Annotated in this window: 9 protein-coding genes; 6 read left to right on the top strand and 3 right to left on the bottom strand. The window is 67.8% G+C overall.

The window, feature by feature from the left end:
• Window positions 1-11 precede the first annotated feature (11 nt).
• The 3 genes from ABZT87_RS05615 (at window position 12) to ABZT87_RS05605 (ending at window position 4,591) form a co-directional block, all read left to right on the top strand.
• Window positions 12-2,102 carry a hypothetical protein gene (locus ABZT87_RS05615; RefSeq protein WP_355133879.1) on the top strand — a complete coding sequence of 697 codons (2,091 nt, stop codon included), beginning with the start codon at window positions 12-14 and terminating at the stop codon, window positions 2,100-2,102.
• Between the two features lie 37 nt (window positions 2,103-2,139).
• Entirely contained in the window at window positions 2,140-3,138 is a 999-nt protein-coding gene (locus tag ABZT87_RS05610) for a hypothetical protein (RefSeq protein WP_355133877.1), read from the top strand.
• Window positions 3,139-3,229: 91 nt separating this feature from the next.
• A complete protein-coding gene (locus ABZT87_RS05605; protein ID WP_355133875.1) occupies window positions 3,230-4,591 on the top strand; it encodes a DUF4407 domain-containing protein in 1,362 nt (453 codons plus the stop codon).
• Between the two features lie 63 nt (window positions 4,592-4,654).
• On the opposite strand, the gene ABZT87_RS05600 is transcribed toward ABZT87_RS05605, so the two are convergent.
• Together ABZT87_RS05600 and ABZT87_RS05595 are read right to left on the bottom strand one after the other, a co-directional pair.
• Window positions 4,655-5,734, bottom strand: coding sequence for an inositol-3-phosphate synthase (locus tag ABZT87_RS05600; RefSeq protein ID WP_355133873.1), 1,080 nt, complete (start codon window positions 5,732-5,734; stop codon window positions 4,655-4,657).
• Window positions 5,735-5,757: 23 nt separating this feature from the next.
• Window positions 5,758-6,393 (bottom strand): PadR family transcriptional regulator, encoded by a 636-nt coding sequence (locus ABZT87_RS05595; protein ID WP_354862695.1) that lies wholly within the window; start codon window positions 6,391-6,393, stop codon window positions 5,758-5,760.
• Between the two features lie 174 nt (window positions 6,394-6,567).
• Between ABZT87_RS05595 and ABZT87_RS05590 the strand changes: the two genes are divergently transcribed.
• The 3 genes from ABZT87_RS05590 (at window position 6,568) to ABZT87_RS05580 (ending at window position 10,777) form a co-directional block, all read left to right on the top strand.
• Window positions 6,568-7,023, top strand: coding sequence for a DUF5318 domain-containing protein (locus tag ABZT87_RS05590; protein WP_354862693.1), 456 nt, complete (start codon window positions 6,568-6,570; stop codon window positions 7,021-7,023).
• A 197-nt stretch (window positions 7,024-7,220) separates the two neighbouring features.
• Window positions 7,221-10,064, top strand: coding sequence for a transglycosylase domain-containing protein (locus ABZT87_RS05585; RefSeq protein ID WP_355133871.1), 2,844 nt, complete (start codon window positions 7,221-7,223; stop codon window positions 10,062-10,064).
• Between the two features lie 185 nt (window positions 10,065-10,249).
• Window positions 10,250-10,777, top strand: coding sequence for a DUF2690 domain-containing protein (locus ABZT87_RS05580; RefSeq protein ID WP_354855757.1), 528 nt, complete (start codon window positions 10,250-10,252; stop codon window positions 10,775-10,777).
• A 74-nt stretch (window positions 10,778-10,851) separates the two neighbouring features.
• Here ABZT87_RS05580 and ABZT87_RS05575 read toward each other — a convergent pair whose 3' ends face one another.
• Complete coding sequence (locus ABZT87_RS05575; RefSeq protein ID WP_355133869.1) at window positions 10,852-11,427, bottom strand: AfsR/SARP family transcriptional regulator; 576 nt, start codon at window positions 11,425-11,427, stop codon at window positions 10,852-10,854.
• Window positions 11,428-11,900 lie beyond the last annotated feature (473 nt).

Here is an 11,900-nt window from a genome sequence, read left to right as displayed (position 1 = left end):
TCGATGGATCGGTGCCGGCCGGGAACGACACCGCGCAGCATGGCGCCACTGGAGAAGCGGAACCGGCACGGACCTCGCCTACCGAGCCCCCGCTGCCCGCTGACGACGAGTCCGACGCTGGCGATCAGCGGTACGGCGCACGAGTCATCAACAAGTTCTACGGTCAGGTCCATGCCGCCCAGGCGACCTTTGGAGTGTCCGGCGGCACGATGGCCACTCCCGCCCTGGTGGGTCGACTGCGCTCGGCCGACGTCGACCAGGCCTTGCGCTACTACGTGCCGCCGGCGGGGTACGACACCGCCCAGGACACACTGAGCGCCTCCCATTTGTTGGTGCTGGCCGGCGAGGAGGGCAGTGGCCGGCGTGCCTCGGCGTTTGCTCTGCTGCAGGCGATGACTACCGGGCAGATGACGGGTCTGTCTCCGGCGATGACGCTGGCCCAGCTCGCTGACTACGACTATGTGCCGGATCGGGGCTATGTCGTGCTCGACTGGCTGGGTGAACGCCGGGACGGTGCGGTCCAGGCGTTCGACGTCGGACGGCTGAGCCATCGCCTGAAGAAGGCTGGCGCTTTCCTCGTGGTCACCTCGGAGCCGCGCCCTACCCTCCGCCGGGAACTGCCCGGCCACGTGGTGACGTGGCAGAGCCCAGATCCAACTGCCATCGTCGACGCCTATCTCGGCAAGGAAGCGGTCTCGCCGCTATCACCCGAGGACGCGGAACGGATCCGACAGCGGGTCACCGAACTCGGACGCCCCGCCGAGGTCGTACGGCTGCTGGAACGGCTGTCCCGCGGTGTGGAGGCCGCCCTCGACGAGGCGGAGCGCACCGCGCAGCGCCGTGTGGAGGAATGGTTCGGCGAGACGACGAGCTGGGCGGAGCTGCTGACCGTGGCGGCTCTCGCTTTCGCCTACGAGTTGCCGGAACGCACCTTCGAGGAGTTGCACGCCAGGCTGCGGCAGGTCGACCGGGAGGAGGGACTCCAGCCGGAGACGGCCGTTGCCGCGCAGGCTCCGTCGCCATCCGGGTTCCAAGGGCGTCGCGGGCTGCATCGGGACGGAGGTCTCATCACCCGGCGGGAGGGCACGACGCTCGACATAGGCCTTGGTGACGAGCGCAGGCTCGTCTTCGTCGCCGCATCGATGCGCGAGCACGTCCTGCGGGAGCTGTACGAGTGTGACTACCGGCTCTGGCGGCCGCTGCGGGTCTGGATGCACGAACTGGCAGCCGTGCCAGACCTCGACACCCGGCTGCAACTCGCACTGGGGGTTACCCTGCTTGCCCGCAATCGCAGCGCCGCCGGTGAAGCACGCGATCTGCTGCGGATATGGGCGGCGGGTAGGGCTGCGGAGCGCTTCACCGCCGTCGCCACCGTCTCGTTCATGGCCGGTGACGATGTGCTCGCTCCGGTGGCGCTTCGGACCGTCCTCGATTGGTCCGAGGGTAAGGGGCAGAACTGCGCCGTCACCGCAGCCATGGCGCTCGGTGGTCCGCTCGGGATCCGTTACCCCACCGAAGCGGTGCGCTGGCTGTGGCACCTGTCCACGCGCGGCAAGCCGGTGCGTGTGGTTGCCGCACGTTCGCTCGGTCTACTCCTCTGCGCCACGGAGGGCGACCTTCAGGGTGCCGAGGCGCTGCTGAAGCGCCTGCTCGTCCGGTTGCGGCACACCCTTCACGGCGCTGTGGAGCTTCGGCTGCGCGGACATGCGATCGAGTCGGTGCTGGAGGTTCTCACGGTTCGACATCTGGACCGGGACGAGCCGATGGTCGCGTACCTCCTCCGGGAACGACCTCAGGTCACGTCGACGGTCGGCGCGCTCTGGGCCGAGGTGCTGCGAAGCCTGCCGCACCGGGGCGCGGGGATAGACGCGTTACGCGCGACGTTGGACGCTGCGGCGAACGAGCCCGCGGTGAGCGGTGCCGTGGGTCGGCTGGGCGACGCGATACGCGACGAGCTGACTCCGGAGGAGTGCGTTCTGCTGCGGCGTGATCTGGCGTGGGCACTTCGGCACCCGTTCGACGATGCGGGCACCCATCGGCCGGTGGTTACCGCCCTGCTTGCCGCGCTCGCCGGTACCCCTGCGCGTGCCCTCTCACACTGAACCGCTCTTCACGACATCCCAGGAAGGCGCATCAGACATGTTTTACCCCGTATTGACCGAGAAGTCGCTACCGCCGGTGCCCCGGCGCTTGTTCCTGCCGGCCAAGCGGAACGCGGGCGACCTTCCGCCGGTGCCGCCCGGAGGGGTCTATGTCTTCAAGGTTAACGGCCGTCAACGGCTGTACGGCGACCGTCACGTCGACCTCGGCGACGACGTGGTCGTCGACGCGGTCGCGGTCAGCATCGTGCAGCGGCGTGCCTCCATGATCAAATGTGAGTTCTCCATCCCCTCGGTTAGCGCTGCGGACGACTTCACCATCGCGGTGACTTTCCGCTGTCAGGTTCTGGCACCCGAAGTGGTGGCTGAGTCGGGCCTGATGGACCTCTCCGCAGTGCTCGCGAACCACCTGGCCCAGGACCGGGACCTCAAGAGCCTGGGGCAGGGCCACCGGATCGACGACATCAACGAGGTGCGGCGCCTAGTGGACGCCCAGGTCACCGCGTACTGCATGTTGGTGCCGCCGACAGTCCGGGGAATGGCTATCGAACTCTCCTCGGTGCTCGTGCATCCCTCGGCGGATCTGCGGAACCAGCGTCGGCGCGTCCGCGACAAGGAGTGGGAACACGAAGTCGGGCGCATCGACGTGGCCTGGGAGAACAGCGAGGTCAACCGGTACGCGGACCTCCTTGCTGCCGGGCCTGCCCACGCCGAGGCGCTTGGCGTCGTCCGCAACGAGGTCAACGTCGGCCAAGTGGCCGAACGGATGCGCGAGGACGACCGCGAACGCCGTCGGCAGCTCGGCGAGACGCTTCAGATGATGGTCGAACGCGGCTACTTCGATCGGATGCCTGTCGATCCGATGCGCCTGCTCGACGAGGTCGCCGGCCGCCGTATGGGTGGGAGCGAGATCCCTCGGGCGGTCGACGGCGGACCGACGATCCCACTCGGCGCGGGGCGGGACGGCCACCGCCGGGCGGTGGCCGCCGATGACCCGACAGAGCCGGACCCAATTCCCAGTGAGGAAGACATTGCCTGAGAACTCGAACCCACCGCCTGAATTGACAGCCGGTACGGCGAGCCGGGGTGGACGTGTCGACCCGGGCCGGCTGTTGCGGGCCCTCGCCGGTGTGGACGAGGCGCTGCTCCGACAGATCTGGCACGAGCGCGCCCGCCACACCGCGCTCGGCGGAGTCGTGCTCGGCACCGCGCTGATCGCAGGCTTCTCGATGTGGATCGCGATCAACCAGTCGCTGGGCGTGGTCTCTGCGGTGCATCTTGTTCCGGCCCTGCTCTGGGCGGTGTTCGTGCTGAATCTGGACCGCCTGCTGGTCACCAGCATGGTGGGCGGTGCTCGTCGGGTCGGTTCTCTGGTGATGCGGCTCACCGTTGCCTTGACGTTCGGGTTCATCATCGCCGAGCCGCTCATCATGCGAATCTTCGAGACCGCGATCGTGCAGCACATCAAGGACGAGCGTGGTGATCAGCTCGCGGCGCTCCGCGCCAATCTCGTGGAGTGCAACAGCGAGGAGCGGGCGATCGCCGAGGGACAGGGCGCGGTCAGTCCGGAGTGTGCGGACTACACACTCACTTTCGCGACCACCCCGGCCTCGGTTCGACGGGAATTGAGCGGGCTCCGCGCCGAGGCGACGGAGTTGCAGGAGGTCGTCACCAAGGACACTGCCGACCTCAACCGGCTACGGAACAACGCGGTGAAGGAGTGCGCCGGCGGCCGTGGGGTGGGTTTCACCGGGCGCCCGGGTCAGGGCCCGCTGTGCCGGCAACGGACCGCCGACGCCGAGGAGTTCGCCCGTACGCATCCCATCGCGCAGAACACCACCGAGCTGGCAGCGCTACGTCAGAGGATCACCGTGCTCGAGGGCCGGCTCGGGTCGGCGGTCAGCGACTTCGAGAAGGATCGGGACGCGCAGATCGATGGCCGCGTTGAGGAGGAGCGGAGCCACCAGGGACCGATCGGCTTCCTGGAACGGCTTGACGCGCTGCATACGCTGTCCGGCCAGAGCTTCGCGCTCGGCGTCGCCACATGGGCGATACGGCTGTTCTTCGTAGCCGTCGACTGTCTGCCGGTAGTGGTGAAATTCTTCGGGGGCACCAGCGGTTACGACGAACTGTTCAAGATCCGGTCCGCCGCGTCCCAGCGGATCTTCGCGGAACGGGTGAGCACCGAGGAACGGCGGGCCGTCGAGGAGTACGCCGCCGAACAAGACGATATCGACCGTCGTGCCCGGATGCGGCGGGCCGAGTACGACCTGTCGTTGCAGGAGCACCAGGTGCAGTTGAAGGCTCGCCTCGGCGATGCCGTCAGCGCGTACGCCCGGGATCTACTCCGGGGCCGGGCGGGGGGCTCGTCGGGGGCCACGCAGACGCGGCCACGGGCCGACGACCGTAATTCGAATGCTGGTCGGTCGGCGCCCGCGCCCTCCGGTGCCGCAGCGGAGGCGGCGATGACCGGGCACCACGGAACCCACTGAGCGACCGACGGAAAGAGGCCGGATCCATCTGGATCCGGCCTCTTTCGTGCGTGGTTCAGCGGGTCAGCGCTCGACCTCGCCGGCGATGAACTCCTCCACGGCCTGGTGGGCGTCGTGGTCGGCGTACTGCACCGGCGGGGACTTCATGAAGTACGACGAGGCCGACAGGATCGGGCCGCCGATCTTCCGGTCCAGGGCGATCTTCGCGGCGCGGACCGCGTCGATGATGACGCCTGCCGAGTTCGGAGAATCCCACACCTCGAGCTTGAGCTCCGCGTTGAGCGGGGTGTCGCCGAACGAGCGGCCCTCCAGGCGGATGTACGCCCACTTGCGGTCGTCCAGCCACGGCACGTGGTCCGACGGGCCGATGTGCACGTCGCTCTTGCTCATCTCGTGCGGGATCTGCGAGGTGACCGACTGGGTCTTCGAGATCTTCTTCGAGACCAGGCGGGTGCGCTCCAGCATGTTCATGAAGTCCATGTTGCCGCCGAAGTTGAGCTGGTACGTGCGCAGCAGCTCGACGCCGCGGTCCTCGAAGAGCTTCGCGAGGGCGCGGTGCACGATGGTGGCGCCGACCTGGCTCTTGATGTCGTCACCGACGATCGGCAGGCCCGCGTCGGTGAACTTCTGGGCCCACTCCGGGTCGGAGGCGATGAAGACCGGCAGGGCGTTGACGAACGCGCAGCCGGCGTCGATCGCGGCCTGGGCGTAGAACTTGGCGGCCTGCTCGGAGCCGACCGGGAGGTAGCAGACGACGACGTCGACCTGCGCGTCGCGCAGCGCCTGCGTCACGTCGACGGGGGCGGCGTCGGACTCCTCGATGATCTCGCGGTAGTACTGGCCCAGACCGTCGAAGGTCGGACCGCGCTGCACGGACACGCCGGTCGGCGGCACGTCGCAGAGCTTGATGGTGTTGTTCTCGCTGGCGACGATCGCCTCCGCGAGGTCCATGCCCACCTTCTTGGCGTCCACGTCGAATGCCGCGACGAACTCCACGGCGTTGACGTGGTAGTCGCCGAAGGCGACATGCATGAGACCCGGGACGCGGTCGTTCGGGTCGGCGTTCCGGTAGTACTCGACGCCCTGAACCAGGGACGAGGCGCAGTTACCCACACCGACGATGGCGACGCGGACGGAGCCCATAGCGTCTGCCTCCTTCTTTTCTGTCACGGCCGCTCTTTCCTGGTCTCTCCAGGTGGAGGCGGGCTGTTGTCTTCTCGTCGGCCACCGGCCGTCCCGTGCGGGACTGTCGGGGCTCGGCCGGAGCGCTCGTTGGCGATGAGCTCCTCCAGCCAGCGGACCTCACGCTCACAGGCGTCCAGGCCGTGGCGCTGCAGTTCCAGGGTGTAAGCGTCGAGGCGCTCGGCCGCCCGGCCCAGCACGTCGCGAAGCCCTTCGCGACGTTCCTCGATCTTGCGGCGGCGACCCTCCAGAATGCGGAGGCGGGTCGCCTGGTCGGTCCGGGCGAAGAACGCGAAGTGCACACCGAAACCCGTGTCGTCGTAGGTCTCGGGCCCAGCCTGTGCGATCAGCTGGGCGAAGCGTTCCTTGCCCTCCGCGGTGATTTTGTAGACCACCCGACCTCGTCGGCTGGTCAGCGCGGGAACCTCCTCGGCGGTGGCGGGCGTCTCGGCAGCTTCGGTGATCCATCCCGCCGCCTGCAACCTGCGCAGGGTCGGGTAGAGCGAGCCGTAGCTGATCGCCGCCCGGATCGCGCCGAGTTTGGCGGTCAGCTCCTTGCGCAGCTCATAGCCGTGCATCGGAGACTCCTGCAGGAGGCCGAGGATGGCGAATTCGAGCACGAGCCACCCTCTCTTTACCCTCCGGCGCGGAGCGGTAACCGCCGCGATGTATCGGACCGATACATCGCACGTTAGCGGGTCGCGTGGGCCAGGGCAAACCCGGTTCCGGGGTCCCGCCGTCACGGATCGTGACCGTGGTCGCCTCGTCGGGCCGGACCGCGTACCCTTCTCCGCATGCGTACGCAGCGCCAGGTCGTCGACTACTCGCTACAGAAGCGAGCGGTGCTGCGTGAGCTCCTGGCCGGCCGGGTCGGCACGTACGACGTCTGCGACGCCTCGCCGTACCTGAAGAACGCTGCCCGGTTTCACGGTGAACCGACCGACCGCCGCTGCCCCATCTGTCGCAGCGAGAACCTGACCCTCGTCCACTACATTTACGGGGACGAACTCAAGCAGTCCGCCGGACAGGCCCGCACACTGGCCGAGTTGCCCGTGCTGGCGATGACGCTACGTGAGTTCCAGGTCTTCGTGGTGGAGGTGTGCCTCGGCTGTGACTGGAACCATCTCGTCGAGCAGTACCTGCTCGGCCGGGACGGTCTCACGGGTGACGGCGACGGTGCTGGCGCTGGCGAACAGAACGCGGCGGGCGCCGAAGGCGCGGGTCGGCGGAGGCGAGAGGCGCAACGGTGATCTCAGTTGGTTCGACCGGCCCCGGGGCTGTGGACATGACCCGGGACGGCCGACCAATCGTTGGTCCGATTGGCCCGATTGATACAGCAATGACCTTGGCGAGCCGGCACCCCCGTGCCGGCGTCCCGGGTGAAGCAACTCACGGCAACCCGGTGGCGGCGCAGTCGCGCTCCACCGCGACCGGCAGGGTGTGAAGAATGAACTCGTACGGCGATCCCAGTTCTGCGCGTGGGCGGGCCCAGTACCCGGGCCCGAACGGCGACCCCGGACCGGGCGCGGACGACGCGTACCGCCGACCCGGCGGTGACTCCCGCGCGGGCGGCTGGTCCGCCTCGGAGCCTGCGGCGCCCCCCGGCCGTGCCTCGGTGACACCGCCGGCAGCGGGCGGTCGCGCGTTGGTGGGCGGTTCGGCTGCCGTGCCGCCGCGCGGCGGTGCCGCGGCCGGGTCCGCATCGGTGGGCTCGGCCACGCCGGGCCGGAGCGGCCGTGCCTCGGTGCCCGTGTCGCCGGCGCCGGGTGTGGCCGCGGGCCGTGCCGGCGCGGGCCGGGCCTCTGTTCCGGTGTCCCCGGCGCCGGGCGCGCCCGCAGGTCGGGCGCGGGTCGGCGCCGCCGCCGTCGGCGCCGCCTCGGCGGGCCGGGCCAGCGTCGGCTCCGCGTCGGTGGGCGGCCGCGCGGCGGTCGCCCGGGCGAGTGTCTCGCCGGTCTCCGGCGGGTCGGGCGGCCCCGGAGGCCCCGGCGGACCGAACGGTCCGGGTCGCGGTGGCCGGGGCGGTCGCGGCGCGGGTGACCCGGCCGGGGCGGCTCGGGCCAAGAAGCGCAAGCGGATGAACCTGCTGATCGCCGGGTTCGCCGTCTTCATCATGCTCGCCGGTGTCGGCGTGGTCGGGTTCACCTACTACTCGACGAACGTCGTCATGCCCAACGAGATGCCGCTGCCACTGTCCACCACCGTGTACGCCAAGGACGGCAGGACCACGCTCGCCAAGCTGGGCAGCGAGAACCGCACCTTCGTCACCATCAACCAGATCCCGGAGCACGTGCAGCACGCGGTGGCGGCAGCCGAGGACCGGAACTTCTACCGGCACTCGGGCGTCGACTACAAGGGCATCGTCCGGGCCGCGTGGAACAACGTCTCCAACGGTGACAAGCAGGGCGCCTCGACGATCACGCAGCAGTACGCCCGCAACGCGTTCGAGAACCTCAAGGACGACACGTACGGCCGGAAGGTGAAGGAGGCCATCCTCGCCTCCAAGCTGAACGACAAGTACGACAAGCCGACGATCATGCAGCACTACCTGAACGTCATCTACTTCGGACGCGGCGCGTACGGCATCGAGGCGGCGGCACAGACGTACTTCGGCAAGTCGGCGATCAAGCTGACCCCCGCCGAGGGCGCGGTCCTGGCCGCGCTGATCAAGCAGCCGGTCGCGACCGACACCCACAGGGGTTACGACCCGGCGGTCAATCCGACCGACGCCAAGACGCGGTGGGACTACGTGATCGACGGGATGAAGAAGGAGGGCTGGCTAGACCCCGCCACCCCGATCGAATACCCGAAGGTGCTGCCACCGAAGAAGGGCGGCAACGGCTTCGGCGTCGACACCCCCCGAGGCAACGTGATCAACTACGTCCGTCAGGAGATGGACGCGATGGGCCTCTGCTCCGACAGCGGCGCGGAGGGCAAGACGAGCTGTGTCGACGCGCTGCGGGACGACGGCTACCGGATCACCACGACCATCGACCCGAAGCTCCAGACGGCCGCCGAGAACGTCGCCATGCAGTCGAAGAAGGGCTCGGAGCTCAACGACCAGCCCAAGAACCTGATGGCGGCGGTGGTATCGATCGACCCCAAGAAGGGCCGCGTGCTCGCCTACTACGGCGGTGACAGCGGTGCCGACTTCGACTACGCCGGCATGAACACCGACAAGAATGGCGACCTGACTGGTGGTCACCCGCCGGGCTCCTCGATGAAGGTCTACACCCTCGCCGCCGCGATCGAGGCCGGCATCTCCGTCAAGTCGCACTGGGACCCCACGCCGTACAAGCCCGAGGGTTCCAAGGACCCGATCGGTAACGCCGGCCGGACCAACCTCAAGTGCGGCAAGTACTGCACCCTCGAAGAGTCGACGGTCCAGTCGTACAACGTGCCCTTCTACTGGGTCGCCGACACCATCGGCGCCGACAAGGTCGTCGACATGGCCCGGAAGGCCGGCGTGACCACCATGTGGGACGTCAACCCACCGCGGGCCTACGACCTGTCGAAGAAGGAGAAGAACCCGTTCGACAACTACACCGGTTTCGGCAAGTACCCGCTCACCGTGTTCGACCACGCGAACGCGATGGCGACGTTCGCCAACGACGGCAAGTACATCAAGGCGCACTTCGTCATCAAGGTGGAGCAGCAGGACAAGGACACCGGTAAGTGGAAGGTCGTCGGCAGCGAGCGCATCAAGCCGGAGCAGCGGATCGACAAGAAAATCACCGATGAGGTGACCGGCGTCCTCAAGCAGATTCCCGCCCCCAACCATCTCTCGCTCGAAGACGGCCGTCAGGCCGCCGCCAAGACGGGCACCTGGGAGTACGACGACAAGGACAACGCCCACGCGTGGACGGTCGGGTACACCCCGCAGATTGCCACAGCCGTCTGGGTGGGTAGCCGGGACCCGAAGAAGCCGCAGATCCGTCTCGCCAATGGCAAGGACATCGGTGGCTCGACGCTGCCCGGTCCTATATGGGAGAAGTACATGAACACGGCGCTCAAGGGCCAAGAGGAGATTCCCCTGCCCACCGTCACCGGCGAGGGCGACGTCACGAAGGGCAACGGCAAGGAGGCGCCGCCACCGCCGCCGCCGACCGTTCCGGGTCAGCCCGGCGGCCAGCCCGGTGGGCCGGGGGCACCCTGTGACCCGCTGACCAACCCGTTCTGCCCACGTACCGATGGCAACCCCGGCGGCAACGGCCCCGGCGGCCCTGGCGGCCCCGGGAACGGCGGAAACGGCGGTGGTCTGCTGCCCGGCCTGCCACCGACCACACGGGACTGACCCGCACCACGCATGACGCCGCCGCCGGCCGGACGACTCGTCCGGCCGGCGGCGGCGTTTTGCTTTGCTCACCGTCCTGAGTAGGACGTTGATGATGACTATCCAGAACTGATGAGTGGTCGATGGGGCCGCGATGATGGCGGATGCCAGGCTGCCGTTGTCCCCTTCACCTGATCAGGAGAATCATGAAGCGACTGTTGTTCCTCCCTGGCCTCGCCTCGGCTCTCGCCCTGAGCTTCCTCGCCGGTCCCACCCCGGCCCAGGCCGCGCCGGCCCAGCCCGCGTCCGTATCCGACGTCGAGGCGGTGATCGCGGCGGGGCAGGGCACCCGGATCGACGCGGCGACGCTCGCCACGAGCGGCTGCGGATCGTCGTGCGACGGGAAGGATCCCTACTTCAAGATCTACTACAACGGCTCGAGCTACTACAAGTGCGCTGACGACGCGATCACCCAGTACAGCGTCTCGAACTCCTCCGGCAGCGTCAGCCTGCGCTACAGCCCTCGTTGTCGTACGGCTTGGGCGAAGACCGCCGCGAGCGACGTGATCTTCAAGGTGGTCAGCCGCTACACCAATGGCACGCAGCGGACGTCGATGAGCGCCTTCTACCCGTCCGAATACACGAACATGGTCAATGACGCAGGGCTGGAGGCGCAGGCCTGTTTCGACCCGACCGGCCCGGGTGAAGGCTGGACCTGCACCAGTTGGTGGTGAGTCGAGCAGATGTCCACTTGGAGGGGAACGCGCCGACCGGTGCGCTCCCCTCCAAGTGCGGATGTGCGTACAACTCAGTTGTTGAGGAACTCCAAGGCGTTGGTGAGCACCTTCAGAGACTGTGTCGTTTCAGTCAATGCCCGGCGGAGCGCTTCAACTGCTCGGTTGGACTGAGGCGTCTCGGGATCCGGCGATGCGCCGACCAGGCGAAGGTGCATCTCCTGCACCGAGGCGCCCGGATTGATGCCCAGCTCGGTGGCGAGCCGCATCTTCAACTGGTGTAGCAGCATCAGCGCTTCACCCGTGCGAGACCTTAGATGCAGAGCCTCGGCGAGCCGGCAGTGCAGACCCTCGTGGTAGGGGTAGCGCTGGACCCAGGTGCGCAGATCGGCGGTGACGGCGCTGTGTCGGCCGCAGCTGAACTCCAGCTCCACCAACGTCTCGATGGCCCTGAGTCTGGATTCCTCCCAACGGAGAGCGTCTGCGCTCAAGGCGGGCGAATCGATGCCCTCCAAGGCGGAGCCCCGCCAGAGGCCGAGGGCCGCGTTGAGGTGGCTGGCCGCGCGATCGAATTGCCCGAGTCGCTGAGCGTACTCGGCTTCGGCGCAGAGCTTGCGGAACGTGAGGCCGTCGACCTGATGCTCGCTCACTTCAAGGGAATAGCCCCGCCCGACCCGGTTGATTTGTGGGTCATGCGTCTGCCCGAAGAGGCGCCGAAGCTTGCCGAGCCGATTCTGAACCTGCTGGCGTGCGGTGCTAGGTGGCTGCTCGCCCCATAAGACATCGATGAGCCGGTCGATCGGTACCGGTCGATTGGCATCGATCAGAAGAGCGGCGAGAAGTCTGCGATTCCGGTCCCCACCTAGAGGTAGAACCATTAAGCCCGATTTAACGGTTAATGGCCCTAAAAACGAGATTTCCAATTGAGCCCCCGTGTTGCGTTCGGTGCTTTTGCCGTAGCAAGCTGTGACTCAGCATAGTCGGTCCTGGATGTCCGTCAAGCGTCCCTCAAGATCTTCTGAGTGGAAGCTGAACGCCTGATATGGGCCTCATGCCCGAATGGCTCGGCGCGGTCCACAGCCCCGTACCGAGGGGATGGATTGCCTGCGTACAGCCATCCGGC

The organism is Micromonospora sp. NPDC005237 (assembly GCF_040607775.1).
Taxonomy (GTDB): Bacteria; Actinomycetota; Actinomycetes; order Mycobacteriales; family Micromonosporaceae; genus Micromonospora.
This window is presented reverse-complemented; position numbering and strand designations above follow the sequence as displayed.